This is a genomic window from Streptomyces sp. WAC03905 (assembly GCF_057371075.1).
On sequence record NZ_JBXYDZ010000003.1, the window covers coordinates 4,770,804 to 4,789,988 of the forward strand.

A 19,185-nucleotide genomic window follows, 5' to 3' on the forward strand; every position below is an offset into this window, starting at 1 on the left:
GATGGCGCACCGGAGGCCCGCATCGGGCCGTGCCAGGGGTGCACCGGGGCTACCGCGCGGGGTGTTCGTGCGATTCGCGGAGGCCGGCGACTGGGGTCGGTAGGTATCCACGAACCCGGTGGTCTACTCCGGTTTCGGCCTTGGAGGCCAGTTCAGGACGGGTGAACAACGACTCCCGCCACCCCTTGGTTCCCGGCGCGCGTCATGACGTCCGTCACGTGGGCGGCGGAGTGTAGCAGAGGCCTCCCGACTCCTTGTGAAGGGGCTCACGAGCAACACCCCATTGGGTGCTGGATACTCGTTCTCATGAGCACCACGGAGCGTCCCAGGATCCTCGTTGTAGGAGGTGGGTACGTAGGCCTGTACGCAGCCAAGCGCATCATGAAGAAGATGCGCTACGGCGAGGCGACCGTCACGGTCGTCGACCCGCGCTCGTACATGACCTACCAGCCCTTCCTCCCCGAAGTGGCCGCAGGCAGCATCTCGCCTCGGCACGTCGTCGTCCCGCTGCGACGCGTGCTGCCCAAGGCTGAGGTTCTCACCGGCCGGGTCACCAGCATCGACCAGGACCGCAAGGTCGCCCTCGTCACGCCGCTGGTCGGCGAGGCGTACGAGCTGCCCTTCGACTACCTGGTGATCGCGCTCGGCGCCGTCTCCCGCACCTTCCCGATCCCCGGCCTCGCCGAACAGGGCATCGGTATGAAGGGTGTCGAGGAGGGCATCGGCCTGCGCAACCACGTCCTCGAGCAGCTCGACAAGGCCGAGTCCACGACGGACGAGAACGTCCGCCGCAAGGCCCTCACCTTCGTCTTCGTCGGCGGCGGCTTCGCCGGTGCCGAGACGATCGGCGAGGTCGAGGACATGGCCCGCGACGCCGCGAAGTACTACTCCACGATCAAGCGCGAGGACATGCGCTTCATCCTGGTCGACGCGGCCGACAAGATCCTCCCCGAGGTCGGGCCCAAGCTCGGCACCTGGGGCAAGGAGCACCTCGAGTCCCGCGGCATCGAGATCTACCTCAGCACCTCCATGGACTCCTGCGTGGACGGCCACGTGGTGCTGAAGAACGGCCTCGAGGTCGACTCCAACACCATCGTCTGGACCGCCGGCGTCAAGCCCAACCCGGTCCTGGCCCGCTACGGCCTGCCGCTGGGCCCCCGCGGCCACGTGGACGCCCAGCCGACCCTCCAGGTCACGGGCACGGACTACATCTGGACCGCCGGCGACAACGCCCAGGTCCCGGACGTGGCCGCCCGCAAGGCCGGCGTCGAGAACGCCTGGTGCCCGCCGAACGCCCAGCACGCGCTGCGCCAGGCCAAGGTACTCGGCGACAACGTCATCTCGGGCATGCGGGGCTTCCCGCAGGCCGAGTACTCGCACTCCAACAAGGGTGCGGTGGCGGGCCTCGGCCTCCACAAGGGCGTCGCGATGATCGTCATGGGCAAGACGAAGATCAAGCTCAAGGGCCGGCTCGCCTGGTACATGCACCGTGGCTACCACGGCATGGCCATGCCGACCTGGAACCGCAAGATCCGCGTCTTCGCCGACTGGACCCTCGCGATGTTCCTCAAGCGTGAGGTCGTCTCCCTCGGTGCGCTGGAGACCCCGCGCGAGGAGTTCTACGAGGCCGCCAAGCCGGCGCCGGCCCCGGCCGTCGCCGCCGCCCCGGCCGAGAAGGCCAAGGCCTCCTGACCCTGCGTCGGGAACCAGGCCCCTTGGGCCGGTAGAAGGTACGACCCCGAAGGGGCCGCCCGCCATCCGTGGTGCGGGCGGCCCCTTCGGCGTACCCGGGGCCCCGGATGGGTAGACGGAGGGGTCGGAACTTTGTGGAGGTGCGCCATGACCGACGCCGCTCCGCGGCTGGCCGCTCTTGCCGAGACCCTGCTGGGCGGCCCCCTGCCCGTGCGCATCCGCGCATGGGACGGGAGCGAGGCCGGGCCGCCCGACGGCCCCGTCCTCGTCGTCCGGGGCCGCCGCGCCCTGCGCCGGATCCTGTGGAAGCCCGGCGAACTGGGCCTGGCCCGGGCCTGGGTGGCCGGTGACCTCACCGTCGACGGCGACCTCTTCGACCTGCTGGACCGGATCTCCGGTCTGCTCTGGGAGCGGGACCGGGCGCCCGGCCCCGCTCCCACCCCCCTCTCGCCCCGCCGGGCCGCCCTGCGCACGCTCCTGCCCCGACGCGCCGCGACCGCCGCGGACGCCGCCGCCGGCACCGCCGCGCTGCTGCGCGACGCCGACGCGCGGAGCGCCGTACGGGACCTCCTCACCCTGGCCCGCCCCCTGCCGGCGCCACCGCCGCCCGCGGAGGAGGCGGCCCGGCGCGGCGGCCCGCGGCACACCAGGGGCCGCGACCGGCAGGCCATCAGCCACCACTACGACGTCGGCAACGACTTCTACGAGCGGGTCCTCGGCCCGTCGATGGTGTACTCCTGCGCCTACTGGACCCCGGGCGCGACCCTGGAGCAGGCCCAGTACGACAAGCTCGACCTGGTCTGCCGCAAGCTCGCCCTGAAGCCCGGGGACCGGCTCCTCGACGTCGGCTGCGGCTGGGGTTCCATGGCCCTGCACGCGGCCCGCGAGTACGGCGCCCGCGTCACCGGCGTCACGCTCTCGCGCGAACAGGCCGTGTACGCCCGCAAGAAGGCCGCGGACGAGGGGCTGGCCGATCTGGTCGAGATCCGCGTCCAGGACTACCGGGACGTCAAGGACGGCCCCTACGACGCCATTTCCTCCATCGGGATGGCCGAACACGTCGGGGCCGACCGCTACCGCGACTACGCCCGCACCCTGCACTCCCTGCTGCGCCCCGGCGGCCTGCTGCTCAACCACCAGATCGCCCGGCCGCCGGAGGCCGACGAAACGGCCTACCGGGTGGACGCGTTCATCGACGCGTACGTCTTCCCCGACGGCGAGCTCTCGCCGGTCGGCACCACGGTCGGCGAACTGGAACGGGCCGGTTTCGAGGTCCGCGACGTGGAGGCGCTGCGCGAGCACTACGCCCTGACCCTGCGGGCCTGGGTGGCCCGCCTGGAGGCGCACTGGCACGAGGCCGTGGCCCTCACCTCGCCCGGCCGCGTCCGGGTCTGGCAGCTCTACATGGCCGCCTCCGCCCTCGGCTTCGAACGGGGGCGCCTCGGGGTCAACCAGGTGCTCGCGGTGCGCTCCGCGGGCCGCGGGGACTCGGGGCTGCCCCTGCGGCTGCGCACGTGGGGCGGGCAGCCGGACCGGGGGACGCCCGCCTAATCGTTCCTGCGCGCACGACGGGAAGGGCCCCGGGGCATGTCGCCCCGGGGCCCTTCCGTGTCCGCCGCCGTTCCGCGTGCGGTTCCTACTCGGTCTTGATGGCGGTCAGCATGTTCAGGCGGGCGGCGCTGCGGGCCGGCCACATGGCGGCCAGGACGCCGACCACGGCGGCCAGCAGGAGGAAGATCCCGATCCGGTCCCACGGGAGGATCAGCTCGTAGCTGGGCATGGACTTCGCCAGGGTGGAGCCGACGGCCCAGGCGAGGAAGATGCCGATGGCGACACCCAGGACGGCCCCGAAGAGGGAGATGACCACGGCTTCGAGGCGGATCATGTTCTTGACCCGGCTGCGGTCGAGGCCGATGGCCCGCAGCATGCCGATCTCCTGCGTCCGCTCGAAGACGGACATGGCCAGGGTGTTGACCACGCCGAGCACCGAGATGACCAGCGCCATGCCGAGCAGGCCGTACATGATGTTCAGCATCGTGTTGATCATGCCGCCCATCTCGTTGCGCATGTCCTGCTGGGTGGCGACGTTGATGGCGGGGTTCTTGCCGAGGGCGTCGACGACCTTCTGCTGGGCCGCCTTGGAGTCCCCGCCGTCGACGTTGACGTACACCTCGGGGATGTACAGGTCCTCGCTGTGGGCGGTGAGGATCTTGTCGTCGATGACGTAGGGGGAGAGCAGCCCCTCCATGTCCTTGTAGATCGCGCCGATCTTCACCGACGCTTCCTTGCCGTCGTCGTACTTCAGCTTGAGCGTGGTGCCGACGGTGAACTTCTGCTTCGTGGCGGTCTTCTCGGCGACCGCGACGTCGCCCTGGGCGAGGCTGTCGAGCGAGCCGCTCAGCACCTCGATGTTGAGGAGCTGGCCGATGGTGGCCGGGTTGACGCCCGACGCGGCCCGGAAGTCCCCGTCCACCAGGAAGTAGCCGGCCGACTGCGGGGAGACGGCCTTGATGCCGGGGGCCGTGGCGAGCGTCTCGGCCACGGACTTGTCGAGGCTGCCCGCGTCGGAGGACATGGAGACCCGGTAGTCGGCCTTGAGCTTCTCGGTGCTCATGCGGTCGACGACCTTGCCGACGGTGATGCCGAGCACGGACAGCGTGGTGACGAGGGTCAGGCCGATCGCCAGGGAGGCGGCCGTGACGGCGGTGCGCCGCGGGTTGCGGACGGCGTTCTGGGCGGCCAGCTTGCCGGGGACGCCGAACAGCTTCTGCAGCAGCGGGCGGACGGCGCCGATGACCGGCTGCGAGAGCAGCGGCAGCAGCACGATCATGCCGATCAGCATGAAGAAGGCGCCGCCGCCCATGGTCATGCGACCCGTGTCGCCGCCCTGGGACACGCCCAGGAAGACCAGACCGATGCCGCCGAGGCTGATGACCGAGCCGAGGACGTTGCGGATGAGCAGCGACTTCGAGGTGGCCGGCAGGTGGGCGCTGCCCATGGCGGCGACCGGGGCGATCCGGCCGGTGCGCCAGGCCGGCAGCAGGGCGGCGACCGTGGTGACGACGACACCGATGACGAGCGCGGCGATGACGGTGCCCGGGGCGATCACCGGAGCGCCGCCCGGGAGCTTGGCGCCGAGGGAGCCGATGACGGAGCGGATCCCGATCGCCAGGCCGATGCCGCCGAGCAGGCCGGCGGCGGCCGACAGGAAGCCGACGACGAGGGCCTCGGTGAGCACGGAGCGCATGACCTGGCCGCGGTTGGCGCCGACGGCGCGCAGCAGGGCCAGCTCCTTCGTGCGCTGGGTGACCAGCATCGTGAAGGTGTTGTAGATCAGGAAGATGCCGACGAAGAGCGAGATGCCGGCGAAGACGAGCAGCATCGTGCTGAGGTTGCCGAGGCCTTTCTCGATCTGCTTGGCCTGCTCCGCGGCGAGCGCCGCGCCGGTCTGCGCCTTGGTCATCTTGCTGTCGAGCAGCGGCTTGATGTCGGCGAGCAGCTTCTCGGGGGAGGTGCCGCTCTTCGCGGCGACCGAGAGCTCCTGGAAGTAGCCGGGCTTGAGGTAGAGCTCCTGGGCGACCTTGGTCTCGAACAGCACCAGGCTGCCGCCGGCCTGGACGGCGCCGTCCTCGGTGGTGAAGACGCCGGCGAGGGAGTACTCCTTGACCGGGCCGTTGGTGGCGACGCGGACCTTGTCGCCGACCTTGTAACCGCCCTTGTCGGCGGTGGCCCTGTCGAGGGCGACCTCGTCGGCCTTGGCCGGGCCCGCGCCCTGGACGAAGGCGTAGCGCGCGTCCTTGCCGTCCTTGACGGGCGTGAAGTTGGCGCCCTGGTTCGACCAGCCGGAGCCGATCAGCTTGCCGTTCTCGTCGCCGACGCCGGCGAAGCCGGAGACGCGGCCGGAGACGGAGTCGACGCCCGGGAGCGCCTTGATCCTGTCGACGGTCTGCTGGCCGAGGCCGGGGTCGCCCTCCTTCTCGCCCTCGTCGTTGCGGCCCTGGCCGTAGGAGGTGATCGAGACGGCGACGCCGTCGTAGCTCTTGGCGGACTGGCCGGAGAGGGACTTCTTGAGGGTGTCGGTGAAGACGAGGGTGCCGGATACGAAGGCGACGCCGAGGGTGACGGCGAGCACCGTCATCAGCAGCCGGGCCTTGTGCGCGAGGACGTTGCGCAGGGCGGTACGGAACATGGGGGATCTCAGTCCTGGGGCTGGAAGTCTGGAGGAAGGGCCGGGGCGGGACCCGGGATCAGCTGGTGCGGCCCTTGGCGTCGAAGGCCTTCATGCGGTCCAGCACGCCGTCGGCGGTGGGGCTGAGCATCTCGTCGACGATCCGGCCGTCGGCGAGGAAGATGACGCGGTCCGCGTAGGAGGCGGCGACGGGGTCGTGGGTGACCATCACCACGGTCTGGCCGAGCTCGCGGACGGAGTTGCGCAGGAAGCCGAGGACCTCGGCGCCCGAGCGGGAGTCCAGGTTTCCGGTCGGCTCGTCACCGAAGATGATCTCGGGGCGGGAGGCCAGGGCACGGGCGACCGCCACGCGCTGCTGCTGGCCGCCGGAGAGCTGCGTGGGCCGGTGGCCGAGGCGGCCGGAGAGGCCGACCATGTCCACGACGGTGTCGAGCCACTGCTTGTCGGGCTTGCGGCCCGCGATGTCCATGGGGAGCGTGATGTTCTCCAGGGCCGTCAGCGTGGGCAGCAGGTTGAAGGCCTGGAAGATGAAGCCGATCTTGTCCCGGCGCAGCTGCGTGAGCTGCTTGTCCTTCAGGGAGCCCAGCTCGGTGTCACCGATGCGGACCGAGCCCGCGGAGAAGGTGTCGAGGCCGGCGACGCAGTGCATCAGGGTGGACTTGCCGGAGCCCGAGGGGCCCATGATCGCGGTGAACTGTCCCTGGCCGAAGTCCACGGAGACGTTGTCCAGGGCGACCACCTGGGTCTCGCCCTGGCCGTACACCTTGGAGAGGCCGGTGGCGCGGGCGGCCACGGCCTGGGCGGTGTGCGGGGCGTAGTTCATGGTGGTCACGGGACGGCTCCTCGGTCTGTTGTGCGGGGACTCCTCCATCTTCACCGCGCCCTTACCCGCCGCGGATCAGCCGCCGTGCCTGTTCCCGGGCCCACTCGAGACTGACGGCGGGCGGGCGCGCCTCCTCCTCTGGTATGACAGGATCTCCGGCCGGAGATGACGTGCGCCCTGGTCGGCGGGCGGTGGCGCGAGGGGGCACCGGGTGCGGCCGGGGGTGGCCGGGGGTGGCGCGGAGGGTGGCGCGAGGGGTGGCGCGGGCCATCGAAATCCCGTCATTCCCGTACACGTGGTGATCGACGTCCAGAACGGGCCGACCGTGCATTCTGGGGCCTGACGGACCCTCAAGCGCCAATAAAATCAGACAACATCGGATAGGCGGCCGATCGGCGGCGAGTCTCTTGCGGATAGGCTCGGCACAGCGTTCAAGGCTTTTTCCACGGGGGCCGCCACGCCCTGCCCGGATGGTGGAATGCAGACACGGCGAGCTTAAACCTCGCTGGCCTTCGGGCCGTGCCGGTTCAAGTCCGGCTCCGGGCACTCCGCAGCTCTGGCGAGGTCGTCCTCGCGGCGGCGGCGAGGCTCCCTCGTTTATCCCCTGCGCTTCGCCATGCCTTCTCCTAAGATCCTCCTCCAGCAGTAGGGTGCTTTCTTTGCGAGCGCATTACTCTTGTTGCAAGGCCGCGCTCGGTGGCCACGGAGGAGTGAGATGAGGAGCAGTAACCCGGTCTTCTCGCGACGGGGGTTCAGCCGCGACAACGGTGGCTACGCGGGCTTTGACGCGCAGCACCAGCAGGCCGGGACCAACCCGTACGCGACGAACCCGTACGCGACCGACCCGACCACGGGTATGCCGCAGGCGCCGGCGCGCACCAACGCGATGACCATGGACGACGTCGTGAGCCGTACGGCCATGACGCTCGGCACGCTCATCGTGACGGCCACCCTGTCCTGGGTGCTGCTGCCCGTCGACCCGGCCAACCTGAACAAGTCGTACGCGATCGGCATCGGCGCCGCCCTGGTGGCGTTCGTCTTCGCGATGATCCAGTCGTTCAAGCAGAAGGCCGCCCCGGGTCTGATCCTGGCCTACGCGGCGTTCGAGGGCGTGTTCCTCGGCGTGATCAGCGCGGCCACCAGCACCTACTTCGGTGCCGGCGTGGTCATCCAGGCCGTGATGGGCACGATGTGCGTCTTCGCCGCCGTGCTCTTCTCGTACAAGATGGGCTGGATCCGCGTCACCCGCCGCTTCTACGGCTTCGTGATGGCCGCGGCCCTCGGCTTCATCCTCCTCATGCTCGCGAACACGCTGTTCGCGGTCTTCGGCGGCGGTGACGGCCTCGGCTTCCGCAGCGGCGGCCTCGGCCTGCTGTTCGGCGCCATCGGCGTCATCCTCGGCGCCTGCTTCCTCGCCCTCGACTTCAAGCAGGTCGAGGACGGCGTGACGTACGGCGCCCCGCGCGAAGAGGCCTGGCTGGCGGCCTTCGGCCTCACCATGACCCTGGTGTGGATCTACATCGAGATGCTGCGCATCTTCCAGATCCTCTCGGGCGACGACTAGCAGGACCGGCGGGCCTCCCGGCCCGCCCGGCCCGCAGGCAGCACGGGAAAGGCCCCGCGAGCACACCGCTCGCGGGGCCTTCCGCGCGTAGAGGGGACGACGGCAGTCGGGGGAGGGGTGGTCAGCCGAACCGGCGTGCGGCCCGGCGCAGGTCGTACTCGTGGATGATCGCCTTGGCCTGGCCGTACGACAGCTCGTGCGCGCCGCGCAGCCAGCTGACCTTCTCCTCGAACCGGACGAGGGAGGGGCCTTCGTCGACGGTGCGGAGCCAGTCGGACACTTCACGACCGGTGGTCAGGGGGATTCTGTCGATCATGTTGCGGTGGGTCTGCTCGGAGAACTCTACGGACATGGGCGCCTCCGGAGGTTTTGCCGTGCTGTTCTCTTCACGCCACCGTGCCGGAGAGTTCGCCCGTTGGCAATGGTGCCCGGGCGGCGCGTAAGGTCGGCCGGGTGCTTGACACTTCGCCCCTGAGCGCCGCCGTGGAACGTTTCGCCGACCGGCTGCGGGCCGCCCCGCAGAGCCGGCTGCAGCAGGGCGCCGCCGCCGCCGCACTGGACCTGGCCCGCGAGCTCTCCGTACGCGCGCAGCGGCTGGAGACCCCCGGGCGGCCGCCGCGGGAGATGCCCGACGCGGGCCTCTTCGTCGTCGGCGACCAGGTGGCGGTGGCCGGGCGGGACCTCGCCGAGGCCCTGCGCGGCGGGGCGGGCGCCCCGGACACGGCGAAGGCCCCGTCCGAGATGCTGGACGAGGCCGTGTCGCTGGTGGAGCAGGCGGAGATCAGAGCGATGCGATGACGCGGTCCGCGAGGATGTAGACGTTGCTGTCGGGGTCCTCGGAGTCACCGCAGGAGAAGGTCAGCGCGTAGGCGCCCGAGATGCCCGAGCCGCCCAGCAGGACCGGTGCGGTGCCCGAGCGCAGTGCCTCGGCGAGCCGCTCCGCGGTCTCCCGGTGGCCCGGGGTCATGCACAGCGTCGTGCCGTCCGTGAAGACGTACACGTCCAGCGTGCCCAGCGGGCCGGGGCGGACGTCCGCGAGGGCCGTACGGGCCTCCGCGAGCTCCTCCAGACGGCTCACGGTGCGCTCGTGGTCGGCGCCGGGGTGCGCGGCCTGGACCGGTACGAAGTCGGGGTGCGAGGGGTGGCGCCGGCGGGCGGCGGCCAGCTCGGCCGAATCCTCCGGGTAGCCCGGCAGCTCGTCGAGGGCCTCCTCGCCCAGGACCGGCTCCAGCCCCACCAGGTCGGCCTGGCGGGGCAGGAAGACCGGGTTGTCCTCACCGAGCCCGGACAGGCCGCCCAGCAGCGACGGCGCGTCGGCGGCGTCACGGGCCTCCTGCGCGGCCCAGAAGGCACGCGCCTCGGCCAGCTCGCGCTCGCGCTCCTCGGCCAGGGCCTCGGCCACGGCGGCTCGTATCTCCGCGGCGGGCGACTCGGCGGCGTTGCGGGCGTGCGGGACGGTCGTGGCCCGGGCGTGGACCGGCACCGCCAGCTCACTGCGCAGGGCGGTGACCTGCTTGCGCAGACCATGGACGGCGTGCAGAGCAGCAGCGCCCACGGCCGTGGCAGCGGCCGTGGTCAGCAGCAGGGCAAGAGACATGGCGCTCACTGACTAACTCCTGAGGTGATTCGATCCCCCGACTTCCTACATCAGAGTGTCCCGGCCTGGGAATGGCGTGCAGTGCATTACGTCACGAAATGGACAGGGCTTTCGTCACACCCTGGACCCTTGCGCAGCGCCTGACCTGCATAAACACCGATCCCCCAGGACATTGGTCACATCCTGGGGGAGATTCGGTCACAGGTCGGCCGCGACGGGATTAGAACCGGCGTCAGTACGGGCCGCGGGTCCATGGGGCGCCTGGCCCCATCCTTGATCCAGTAGCCGGGCCCTCACGGTGGGCCACGACCCGGCCCGGCTCCGCGGCTCGCGCTGTGCTTCGCCTGCGCTGCGGGCAGGTGCCGCGCTCGTTCCTCACGCGACCCCTACCCTCCGCTGCGGCTCGGCTCAGCCGCTCGTTCTGTTGGTCGCGCTGTGCTTCGCCTGCGCTGCGGGCAGGTGCCGCGCTCGTTCCTCACGCGACCCCTACCCTCCGCTACGGCTCAGCTCAGCCGCTCGATCACCATCGCCATGCCCTGGCCGCCGCCCACGCACATGGTCTCCAGACCGAACTGCTTGTCGTGGAACTGCAGGCTGTTGATCAGCGTGCCGGTCAGGCGGGCGCCGGTCATCCCGAAGGGGTGACCCACGGCGATGGCCCCGCCGTTGACGTTCAGCTTGTCGAGCGGGATCTCCAGGTCCCGGTACGACGGGATCACCTGGGCCGCGAAGGCCTCGTTGATCTCGAACAGATCGATGTCGCCGACCGTCAGACCGGCCCGCTTCAGGGCCTGCTTCGACGCCTCGACCGGGCCCAGGCCCATGATCTCGGGGGAGAGGCCCGTGACACCGGTGGAGACGATCCGGGCCAGCGGGGTCAGGCCCAGCTCGCGGGCCTTGGTGTCGCTCATGATGACCAGCGCGGCGGCACCGTCGTTCAGCGGACAGCAGTTGCCCGCCGTCACCAGGCCGTCGGGGCGGAAGACCGGCTTCAGGCCCTGCACGCCCTCCAGGGTCACGCCCGCGCGCGGGCCGTCGTCGGTGGAGACGACCGTGCCGTCCGGGGTGGTGACCGGGGTGATCTCGCGGGCCCAGAAGCCGTTCTTGATGGCCTCCTCGGCCAGGTTCTGGGAGCGGACGCCGAACTCGTCCATGTCCTGGCGGGTCACGCCCTTGAGGCGGGCCAGGTTCTCCGCGGTCTGGCCCATCGCGATGTACGCGTCCGGGAGCAGGCCGTCCTCGCGCGGGTCGTGCCAGGACGAGCCCTCGCTCTGCGCGACGGCCGCCGTGCGGCTCTCCGCATCGCCGAAGAGCGGGTTGTGGGTGTCCGGCAGCCCGTCCGAGGAGCCCTTCACGGACCGCGAGACCATCTCCACGCCCGCGGAGATGAAGACGTCGCCCTCGCCCGCCTTGATGGCGTGCAGGGCCATGCGGGAGGTCTGCAGCGACGAGGAGCAGTACCGGGTGATCGTGGCGCCCGGCAGGAAGTCCATGCCCATCTGCACGGCCACGATGCGCGCGAGGTTGTGACCCTGCTCGCCGCCCGGCAGGCCGCAGCCGAGCATCAGGTCGTCGATGTCACGCGGGTCCAGCTCGGGGACCTTCGCCAGCGCGGCCTGCACGATCGTCGCGGTCAGGTCGTCCGGCCGGACGTCCTTGAGGGACCCCTTGAAGGCGCGCCCGATGGGAGAGCGGGCGGTGGAAACGATGACGGCTTCGGGCATCGGGACTCCAAGGGGTGCGTCGTTGCGGGACCGCATGCGAAGTTACCGCCCCGTACGGTCGGGGTCACCGGCCCGGGGGTGTGATGCCGGTCGCTCCCACGGGCCCGGCCGGCCGCGGCCCGCACCCCCAAGGGTGCGCCACCCCGGCCGGCCACGGGCCCGCGGGCGGCTACGGGGCGAGCCCCGCCGCGTCCGGAGCCGCGGGAGCCGGGTCCTCGCCCGGTACCCGCCGCCGGCGGCGGTGCTTGAGCAGCACCCACGGACCGCGGGCCGCCGTGACCTCCGTACCCGCCTGGCCCGCGGCCGCCGACGCGGCCTTCGCCACCGGCAGCATGTCCTCGTCCCGCGACACGTCCAGCCGGTCCGACTCCGGCCACAGCGCGAGCGCCGCGCACAGGGTCGGCAGCACGGCCATCGCGGCCGTCGCGTACCCCTCCGCCGACGGGTGGTAGGAGTCCGGGCCGAACATCTCGCGCGGGTTCGCGGCGAACTCCGGGCCCAGCAGGTCCCCCATCGAGACCGTACGGGCGCCCAGCGCGACCACCCCTATGGTCTGCGCGGCCGCCAGCTGCCGCGACACCCGGCGCGCCAGCCAGCGCAGCGGCTGGTACACCGGCTCGATCGTGCCCAGGTCGGGGCAGGTGCCCACGACCACCTCGGAGCCCGCCAGGCGCAGCCGGCGCACCGCCGAGGTGAGCAGCCGCACCGAATGGGTCGGCGGCATCCGGCGCGTCACGTCGTTCGCACCGATCATGATCACGCAGACGTCCGGCGGCGGCGCGTCCCCGTCCAGCAGCAGTCCCACCTGCCGGTCCAGATCGTCCGACATGGCACCCGACAGGGCCACGTTGCGCAGCTCCACCGGCCGCTCCGCGACCGCCGCGAGCCCCGACGCCAGCAGCGCGGCCGGAGTCTGCCGGGCCCGCCGCACGCCGAGCCCGGCCGCCGTGGAATCACCCAGCATGCCCAGCCGCAGCGGGCCCGGGCTCTGCTCCGGGCCGCCGAACTCACTGCCGTACAGCCCGTCCGCCCGCGGCGGGTCCGGCAGCCCGGAGCCCACGGTGCGCTTGGCGAACTGCACCTCCGCCAGTACCAGCCCGACCGCGGCGGCCCCCACGAGTCCGATGCCGCCACCGCCGTACGCCGCCCCCGCCGCGATACGGCGGGCTGTTCTCGCCCTGGACACCTTTCAGGCCACCTCCTCGGTCCTCATTGACCCCTACCTGCCCCGTACACACGGTCGGCCAATCCCTTTCGGCATACCCTGGCGGTGCCTCCCGGAGAACCCGTGGAGTCCCCTCCTTGGAGAACATGGTGCAATTCCACGACTCGATGATCAGCCTCGTCGGCAACACCCCGCTGGTGAAGCTCAACCGTGTGACCGAAGGCCTGCAGGCCACCGTCCTTGCGAAGGTCGAGTACTTCAATCCCGGCGGATCCGTGAAGGACCGGATCGCCGTACGGATGATCGAGGCCGCCGAGCAGAGCGGAGCCCTCAAGCCCGGTGGCACCATCGTGGAGCCGACCAGCGGCAACACGGGTGTAGGACTCGCCATCGTGGCCCAGCAGAAGGGCTACAAGTGCATCTTCGTCTGCCCTGACAAGGTGTCCATGGACAAGATCAACGTGATGCGCGCGTACGGCGCGGAGGTCGTGGTCTGCCCGACCGCCGTCGACCCCGAGCACCCGGATTCGTACTACAACGTGTCCGACCGCCTCGCGCGCGAGCCCGGCGCCTGGAAGCCCGACCAGTACAGCAACCCGAACAACCCCCGTTCGCACTACGAGACCACCGGCCCCGAGCTGTGGGAGCAGACGGAGGGGAAGATCACCCACTTCGTCGCCGGCGTCGGCACGGGCGGCACGATCTCCGGTACCGGCAACTACCTCAAGGAGGTCAGCGGCGGGAAGGTCAAGGTCATCGGCGCCGACCCCGAGGGCTCGGTCTACTCCGGCGGATCCGGCCGTCCGTACCTGGTCGAGGGCGTCGGCGAGGACTTCTGGCCGACCGCCTACGACCCGAACGTGACGGACGAGATCATCGCGGTGTCCGACAAGGACTCCTTCCAGATGACCCGCCGCCTCGCCAAGGAGGAGGGCCTCCTCGTCGGCGGCTCCTGCGGCATGGCCGTCGTGGCCGCGCTGAAGGCCGCCGAGGGCCTCGGCCCGGACGACGTCGTCGTCGTCCTGCTGCCGGACAGCGGCCGCGGCTACCTCAGCAAGATCTTCAGCGACGAGTGGATGGCGGGCCACGGCTTCCTGGAGGAGGCCGGTCCCGCCGCGCGCATCGGTGACGTGCTCAACGACAAGGAGGGCGGCATCCCCTCCCTCGTCCACATGCACCCCGAGGAGACCGTCGGCGAGGCCATCGAGGTCCTGCGGGAGTACGGCGTCTCCCAGATGCCGATCGTCAAGCCGGGCGCCGGCCACCCCGACGTGATGGCCGCCGAGGTCATCGGCTCCGTGGTGGAGAAGGAGCTGCTCGCGGCACTGTTCGCGCAGCGCGCCTCGCTCAGCGACCCGCTGGAGAAGCACATGAGCTCGCCGCTGCCGCAGGTCGGCTCCGGCGAGCCGGTGTCCGAGCTGATGGCGGTCCTCGGTGAGGCCGACGCGGCGATCGTGCTGGTCGAGGGCAAGCCGACCGGCGTGGTGAGCCGCCAGGACCTCCTCGCCTTCCTGGCGAAGGCCCCGAAGTAACCGGCGTGTTCCGGCCGTCGCACAAACGGTACGGGCCGGACACGTGACAGCAGCACGGCCTTAACACGGCTCCGGCACAGTGGTGGTCGTCGGCAGGGAACCGGGATACCGGACCCGGCCGGCACCACCGACGGTGTTCGCGCACCCCCCGGAGCGGCTCCCGGACACGCGGACACCACGGACGCGGACGGCCCTGACCCGGCCGTGTCCTGCGCGGGGACCGCCGTCGTCCCGCCCCTCGCACCGCGAGGGTGCGGCGGTCCCCGCGCACACCCCTCTTTTTGGGCTCGGTTCGCCTCAGGGGCGCCGGATGCCGGCTCGTCGCCGGGTGGCGGTGCCGCAGGCGGGCGGCGGCGGTCAGTCCGAGGGGTCCGGCCGGGGGCGCCGCAGGCGGGCGGCGTGGATGAAGTTCACCCCCAGCACCCCCACCCAGGTCACCACCAGCCCCTTGAAGCCGGTCTGCACGGCGCCGATGGCCGACAGCGGCACCGCCAGGACCAGGGTGATGATCGCGAAGCCGAAGCGTTCGCCGAAGTTCCCCTCCGCCGGGCCGGCGGCCGCGTACGGGCTCTCGCCGCGCGCCGCGGCCAGCCGTTCCTCGGCCAGCCTGCGCCGCACCTGCGTGTCGACCTTCTCGACGAACGAGTCCACGAGGGCGGCCTCGTACTCCGGGCCCAGCTCCCGCCGGGCCTTCAGCGTCGCGTCGAGTTCCTTCTTCAGCTCTTGGGCGTGGGCGTCCATGCCCTCACCGTAGGAAGCGCCGCGGGCCCCGGCACTGGGGCTATCCCCCCTATCCGCATCGCGGGCACCGGCTTGCCCCGCTGCATAACCGCATGCAGAGTGCTCCGTGACTGAATGGACCACCGGGACGGAGGGGGACGGCCATGAGCGACAGCCCGGCGGCGCGGCTCCAGGCGCTGTTCGAAGGGCACCGGCTGACGCCGACCCAGCGGCGGATCGCGCACTGCATGGTGCGCGGGGCGGCGGAAGTGCCGTTCCTGTCGAGCGTCGAGCTCGCCGACCTGGCCGGGGTGAGCCAGCCGTCGGTGACCCGGTTCGCCGTGGCGCTCGGCTTCGACGGCTATCCCGCACTGCGCCGGCACCTGCGTGAGGTGGCTCCGGTCGAGCGGGCCGCCGCCGTGCGGGAGGACTCGTACAACGAGTACCAGCAGGCCGTGCTCGGCGAGATCGAGAACCTGCGGCAGCTCGCCCAGATGCTGGCCGACCCCGCGCCGGTGGAGGAGGCCGGACGGCTGCTCGCCGCCTCGACGCCGCTGCCCGTGCTCGGACTGCGGGCCGCGTCCTCGCAGGCGCGCGGATTCGCGTACTTCGCGTCCAAGGTGCATCCGGACGTGCGGCTCCTCGACGAGGGCGGCTCGATGATGGAGGACCGCATCGACGCGGCCCGCTACGAGGGCGCCACGGCGCTGCTCTGCTTCGCGCTGCCCCGGCACCCCCGCGAGGTCGTCGACACCCTGGAACGGGCGCGCGGGGCCGGCCTGACCGTGGTGACCGTCGCCGATTCGGCCTTCGCCCCGGTGGCCCGCCACTCCGACCTGCTGATCCCCGCCCCGGTCGGCACCGGGCTGGCCTTCGACACGGCGTGCGCTCCGATGCTGCTGGGCCGGGTACTGCTGGAGGCCATGGCCGACGCCCTCCCGGACGCCCAGGCCCGCCTGGAGGCCTTCGACACCCGCGCCGCCTCCCGCGGCCTGTTCGTGGAATGAGCCCTTGCCGATCCGGCAGGACCCTCGCTAGAGCAGGGCGTCGCCGAGGGCGCCGCCCGCCTCCGCCACGATGTCCGTGAGGGTCTGCGCGGGCCGGGCGAGGCGGAAGCGGACCTCGCCGCGCGGGGTCAGCGAGAAGCCGTGGACCGCCGGGCGCGGCAGGCTGTTGTAGCCGTAGTGGGCCGTGAAGAAGTACGCGCCGGTGTCCGGGACCGCGATCAGGTCGCCGGGGGAGAGCGGCGGCAGCTCGCGGGCGGCGGCGAGCAGGTCCCCCGCGAAGCAGGCCGGTCCCGCGACGTCCTGGGCCACCGGGGCGCCGGTCCTCGGGGTGCCCTTCGCGTCGTAGGGCAGGATCCGCACCGGCCAGGCGGCCGGGGCGTAGGCGGTGCGGGTCGCCAGTTGCACGCCGGCGTGCGTGAGGGCGATCGGCCGGGAGCCGCTGTGCTTGGTGTACTCGACCCGGGCCAGCACCAGCCCGTGCTTGGCCAGCAGGGACCGGCCGAACTCGGTGACCAGGCCGTACGAGCCGTCGAAGAGCGCCGGGACGGCCGCGCGCAGGGCGGTCACGTACCGGGCGTACGTCGGGGCGGTGGAGTCGGAGGTGAAGTCGACGGGCAGGCCGCCGCCGATGTCGAGGGTGTCGACCCGGCGCTGCCCGGCCGCCGCGTTGATCTCCTCGGCCAGGGCGTGCAGGTCCCGCACGCCCTGGGCGATCAGCTCCAGGGGGACGCCCTGCGAGCCCGAGTGGACGTGCAGGCGGGTCAGCCACGGCCGGTCCAGGAAGGCCCGTACGAGCCACTCGCGGGCCCCGGGGTCGCGCAGGGCGACGCCGAACTTCGAGGTGGACGTCGCCGTGGACAGTGCGTCGATGGCGCCCGCGCCGGTCTGCGGATTGATCCGGACGCCGACCGGGGACGTGGTCGGCGCCGCGGCGACGAGCGCGTCGAGGCGCTCCAGCTCCTGCCGGTTGTCGGCGTTGAGGGCGATCCCCAGGGCCAGCGCCTCGCGCAGCTCGGCCGTCGTCTTGGCGGGGGAGTCCAGGACCGTCCGGACCGCGGGCACGCCCGCCACCCGGGCCAGGGCCAGCTCACCCGGGCTCGCGACCTCGCAGCCGAGCCCGGCGTCCGCCAGCAGCCGCAGCACCGGGACGAGCGGGGCGGCCTTCACGGCGAAGGCGTGCAGGACGGGTGTGCCCGGAGCCAGGGCGTCCGCGAAGGCGGCCGTCAGGGCGGCCGCGGAGGCCCGGATCCCGTCCGTGTCCAGCAGGCAGACCAGGGGCTCCGCGCCTTCCGTCCCGCCCACCAGTCCCTGCTCGACGGCGGCCCGTACGACCCGGTCCCGGCGCGCGGCGGCGCCCTCGCCCTCCGTGTGTGCGGCCATGTCCGCCATCCCATCACCCGAAGGGGCACCCCGCAGCTGTTGACTGAATCTATTCAGGACGCGAGGATGTGAATGGAAACACCAACATCGGAGGAGGCACCCGCCATGTCAGGACCCCGCCCCGTACGCGCCGCGCGCGGCACCGAGCTCAGCGCCCTGGGATGGCAGCAGGAGGCCGCGCTGCGGATGCTCCAGAACAACCTCGACCCCGAGGTCGCGGAGCACCCCGACAAGCTCGTCGTCTACGGCGGCACCGGCAAGGCCGCCCGTGACTGGCGCTCGTACGACGCGATGGTCCGCACCCTGCGGACCCTCAAGCAGGACGAGACGATGCTGGTGCAGTCCGGCCGCCCGGTCGGCGTGATGCAGACCCACGAGTGGGCGCCGCGCGTGCTGCTCGCCAACTCCAACCTGGTCGGCGACTGGGCCAATTGGGAGGAGTTCCGCCGCTTGGAGCACCTGGGCCTGACCATGTACGGCCAGATGACGGCCGGTTCGTGGATCTACATCGGCACGCAGGGCATCCTCCAGGGCACCTACGAGACCTTCGCGGCCGTCGCGGCCAAGAAGTTCGGCGGCACCCTCGCCGGCACCATCACCCTCACCGCCGGCCTCGGCGGCATGGGCGGCGCCCAGCCGCTGGCCGTCACCATGAACGACGGCGTCGCCCTCTGCATCGACGTCGACCCGCGCGCCATCGAGCGCCGCATCGAGCACCGGTACCTGGACGTCAAGGCCGACAACCTGCGCCACGCCATCCAGCTGGCGGTCGAGGCCCGTGACGCCCGCAAGCCGCTCTCCATCGGCCTCCTCGGCAACGCCGCCGAGCTGCTCCCGCAGATGCTCGCCGAGGGCGCCCCGATCGACATCGTCACCGACCAGACCTCGGCGCACGACCCGCTGGCGTACCTGCCCGTCGGCGTCGACTTCGACGACATGGCCTCCTACGCCGCCAAGGACCCGGCCGGCTTCACCGCCCGCGCCCGCGAGTCCATGGCCAAGCACGTCGAGGCCATGGTCGGCTTCATGGACGCCGGCGCCGAGGTCTTCGACTACGGCAACTCCATCCGCGGCGAGGCCCAGCTGGCCGGCTACGACCGTGCCTTCGCCTTCCCCGGCTTCGTCCCGGCCTACATCCGCCCGCTCTTCTGCGAGGGCAAGGGCCCCTTCCGCTGGGCGGCCCTGTCCGGCGAGGCCTCGGACATCCACAAGACCGACAAGGCCATGCTCGAACTCTTCCCGGAGAACGAGTCCCTGCACCGCTGGATCAAGATGGCCGGCGAGCGCGTCCACTTCCAGGGCCTGCCCGCGCGCATCTGCTGGCTCGGCTACGGCGAGCGCGACAAGGCCGGCGAGCGCTTCAACGAGATGGTGGCCGACGGCACCCTCGCCGCCCCGCTCGCCATCGGCCGCGACCACCTCGACTGCGGCTCGGTGGCCTCCCCGTACCGCGAGACCGAGGCCATGCTCGACGGCTCCGACGCCATCGCCGACTGGCCGCTGCTGAACGCCATGGTCAATGTCGCCTCCGGCGCCTCCTGGGTCTCCATCCACCACGGTGGCGGCGTCGGCATGGGCCGCTCCATCCACGCCGGCCAGGTCACCGTCGCCGACGGCACCGCGCTGGCCGACGAGAAGATCCGCCGGGTCCTCACCAACGACCCGGGCATGGGCGTCATCCGCCACGTCGACGCCGGCTACGACATCGCCGAGACGGTCGCCGACGAGCGCGGCGTCCGCGTCCCGATGCGCGAGGGCGACGACGCGTGAGCGAGGCCGAGTTCACCCCCGC

Annotated in this window: 15 protein-coding genes and 1 tRNA gene; 8 read left to right on the top strand and 8 right to left on the bottom strand. The window is 71.7% G+C overall.

What is annotated here, in order from left to right:
- Positions 1-306: 306 nt before the first annotated feature.
- Together AC2RP6_RS24080 and AC2RP6_RS24085 are read left to right on the top strand one after the other, a co-directional pair.
- Positions 307-1,692 carry an NAD(P)/FAD-dependent oxidoreductase gene (locus AC2RP6_RS24080; RefSeq protein ID WP_486448081.1) on the top strand — a complete coding sequence of 462 codons (1,386 nt, stop codon included), beginning with the start codon at positions 307-309 and terminating at the stop codon, positions 1,690-1,692.
- 147 nt (positions 1,693-1,839) lie between these two features.
- On the top strand, positions 1,840-3,243 hold the full coding sequence (locus tag AC2RP6_RS24085) for a class I SAM-dependent methyltransferase (RefSeq protein ID WP_486448082.1): 1,404 nt from the start codon (positions 1,840-1,842) through the stop codon (positions 3,241-3,243).
- 85 nt (positions 3,244-3,328) lie between these two features.
- On the opposite strand, the gene AC2RP6_RS24090 is transcribed toward AC2RP6_RS24085, so the two are convergent.
- Positions 3,329-5,881, bottom strand: a complete 2,553-nt coding sequence (locus tag AC2RP6_RS24090; RefSeq protein ID WP_486448083.1) for an ABC transporter permease — start codon at positions 5,879-5,881, stop codon at positions 3,329-3,331.
- 58 nt (positions 5,882-5,939) lie between these two features.
- A complete protein-coding gene (locus AC2RP6_RS24095) occupies positions 5,940-6,704 on the bottom strand; it encodes an ABC transporter ATP-binding protein (RefSeq protein ID WP_486450427.1) in 765 nt (254 codons plus the stop codon).
- Between the two features lie 464 nt (positions 6,705-7,168).
- Between AC2RP6_RS24095 and AC2RP6_RS24100 the strand changes: the two genes are divergently transcribed.
- Together AC2RP6_RS24100 and AC2RP6_RS24105 are read left to right on the top strand one after the other, a co-directional pair.
- A tRNA-Leu gene (locus AC2RP6_RS24100) sits at positions 7,169-7,250 on the top strand.
- A 169-nt stretch (positions 7,251-7,419) separates the two neighbouring features.
- A complete protein-coding gene (locus AC2RP6_RS24105) occupies positions 7,420-8,268 on the top strand; it encodes a Bax inhibitor-1/YccA family protein (RefSeq protein WP_486448084.1) in 849 nt (282 codons plus the stop codon).
- A 121-nt stretch (positions 8,269-8,389) separates the two neighbouring features.
- Here AC2RP6_RS24105 and AC2RP6_RS24110 read toward each other — a convergent pair whose 3' ends face one another.
- Positions 8,390-8,620, bottom strand: coding sequence for a DUF4287 domain-containing protein (locus tag AC2RP6_RS24110; protein ID WP_030036969.1), 231 nt, complete (start codon positions 8,618-8,620; stop codon positions 8,390-8,392).
- A gap of 101 nt (positions 8,621-8,721) precedes the next feature.
- Here AC2RP6_RS24110 and AC2RP6_RS24115 point away from each other — a divergent pair, with 101 nt between their 5' ends.
- Entirely contained in the window at positions 8,722-9,066 is a 345-nt protein-coding gene (locus AC2RP6_RS24115; RefSeq protein WP_486448085.1) for a hypothetical protein, read from the top strand.
- On the opposite strand, the gene AC2RP6_RS24120 is transcribed toward AC2RP6_RS24115, so the two are convergent.
- The 3 genes from AC2RP6_RS24120 to AC2RP6_RS24130 form a co-directional block, all read right to left on the bottom strand.
- A complete protein-coding gene (locus tag AC2RP6_RS24120) occupies positions 9,050-9,865 on the bottom strand; it encodes a hypothetical protein (RefSeq protein ID WP_486450428.1) in 816 nt (271 codons plus the stop codon). The genes AC2RP6_RS24115 and AC2RP6_RS24120 overlap by 17 nt on opposite strands.
- Before the next feature lie 503 nt (positions 9,866-10,368).
- A complete protein-coding gene (locus tag AC2RP6_RS24125; RefSeq protein WP_486448086.1) occupies positions 10,369-11,589 on the bottom strand; it encodes an acetyl-CoA C-acetyltransferase in 1,221 nt (406 codons plus the stop codon).
- A gap of 169 nt (positions 11,590-11,758) precedes the next feature.
- Complete coding sequence (locus AC2RP6_RS24130) at positions 11,759-12,775, bottom strand: SGNH/GDSL hydrolase family protein (protein ID WP_486448087.1); 1,017 nt, start codon at positions 12,773-12,775, stop codon at positions 11,759-11,761.
- A 128-nt stretch (positions 12,776-12,903) separates the two neighbouring features.
- On the opposite strand from AC2RP6_RS24130, the gene AC2RP6_RS24135 reads away from it, so the two are divergent.
- Complete coding sequence (locus AC2RP6_RS24135) at positions 12,904-14,286, top strand: cystathionine beta-synthase (RefSeq protein WP_486450429.1); 1,383 nt, start codon at positions 12,904-12,906, stop codon at positions 14,284-14,286.
- 357 nt (positions 14,287-14,643) lie between these two features.
- Here the strand turns inward: AC2RP6_RS24135 and AC2RP6_RS24140 are convergent, their stop codons facing one another.
- Entirely contained in the window at positions 14,644-15,027 is a 384-nt protein-coding gene (locus AC2RP6_RS24140) for a hypothetical protein (RefSeq protein ID WP_486448088.1), read from the bottom strand.
- A gap of 143 nt (positions 15,028-15,170) precedes the next feature.
- On the opposite strand from AC2RP6_RS24140, the gene AC2RP6_RS24145 reads away from it, so the two are divergent.
- Positions 15,171-16,013: a MurR/RpiR family transcriptional regulator gene (locus tag AC2RP6_RS24145; RefSeq protein WP_486448089.1), complete on the top strand. Its 843-nt coding sequence runs from the start codon at positions 15,171-15,173 to the stop codon at positions 16,011-16,013.
- A 27-nt stretch (positions 16,014-16,040) separates the two neighbouring features.
- On the opposite strand, the gene AC2RP6_RS24150 is transcribed toward AC2RP6_RS24145, so the two are convergent.
- A complete protein-coding gene (locus tag AC2RP6_RS24150; RefSeq protein WP_486448090.1) occupies positions 16,041-17,393 on the bottom strand; it encodes a type III PLP-dependent enzyme domain-containing protein in 1,353 nt (450 codons plus the stop codon).
- Between the two features lie 105 nt (positions 17,394-17,498).
- Here AC2RP6_RS24150 and hutU point away from each other — a divergent pair, with 105 nt between their 5' ends.
- Positions 17,499-19,163, top strand: a complete 1,665-nt coding sequence (hutU, locus tag AC2RP6_RS24155; protein WP_486448091.1) for a urocanate hydratase — start codon at positions 17,499-17,501, stop codon at positions 19,161-19,163.
- Positions 19,164-19,185: the final 22 nt, after the last annotated feature.

Bases quoted from the DNA above. Each gene is read 5' to 3' on its own strand.
- AC2RP6_RS24120 (WP_486450428.1), bottom strand. From the start codon at position 9,865: ATGTCTCTTGCCCTGCTGCTGACCACGGCCGCTGCCACGGCCGTGGGC.
- AC2RP6_RS24090 (WP_486448083.1), bottom strand. From the start codon at position 5,881: ATGTTCCGTACCGCCCTGCGCAACGTCCTCGCGCACAAGGCCCGGCTG.
- AC2RP6_RS24105 (WP_486448084.1), top strand. From the start codon at position 7,420: ATGAGGAGCAGTAACCCGGTCTTCTCGCGACGGGGGTTCAGCCGCGAC.
- AC2RP6_RS24140 (WP_486448088.1), bottom strand. From the start codon at position 15,027: ATGGACGCCCACGCCCAAGAGCTGAAGAAGGAACTCGACGCGACGCTG.
- AC2RP6_RS24145 (WP_486448089.1), top strand. From the start codon at position 15,171: ATGAGCGACAGCCCGGCGGCGCGGCTCCAGGCGCTGTTCGAAGGGCAC.
- AC2RP6_RS24085 (WP_486448082.1), top strand. From the start codon at position 1,840: ATGACCGACGCCGCTCCGCGGCTGGCCGCTCTTGCCGAGACCCTGCTG.
- hutU (WP_486448091.1), top strand. From the start codon at position 17,499: ATGTCAGGACCCCGCCCCGTACGCGCCGCGCGCGGCACCGAGCTCAGC.
- AC2RP6_RS24110 (WP_030036969.1), bottom strand. From the start codon at position 8,620: ATGTCCGTAGAGTTCTCCGAGCAGACCCACCGCAACATGATCGACAGA.
- AC2RP6_RS24125 (WP_486448086.1), bottom strand. From the start codon at position 11,589: ATGCCCGAAGCCGTCATCGTTTCCACCGCCCGCTCTCCCATCGGGCGC.
- AC2RP6_RS24080 (WP_486448081.1), top strand. From the start codon at position 307: ATGAGCACCACGGAGCGTCCCAGGATCCTCGTTGTAGGAGGTGGGTAC.
- AC2RP6_RS24150 (WP_486448090.1), bottom strand. From the start codon at position 17,393: ATGGCCGCACACACGGAGGGCGAGGGCGCCGCCGCGCGCCGGGACCGG.
- AC2RP6_RS24095 (WP_486450427.1), bottom strand. From the start codon at position 6,704: ATGAACTACGCCCCGCACACCGCCCAGGCCGTGGCCGCCCGCGCCACC.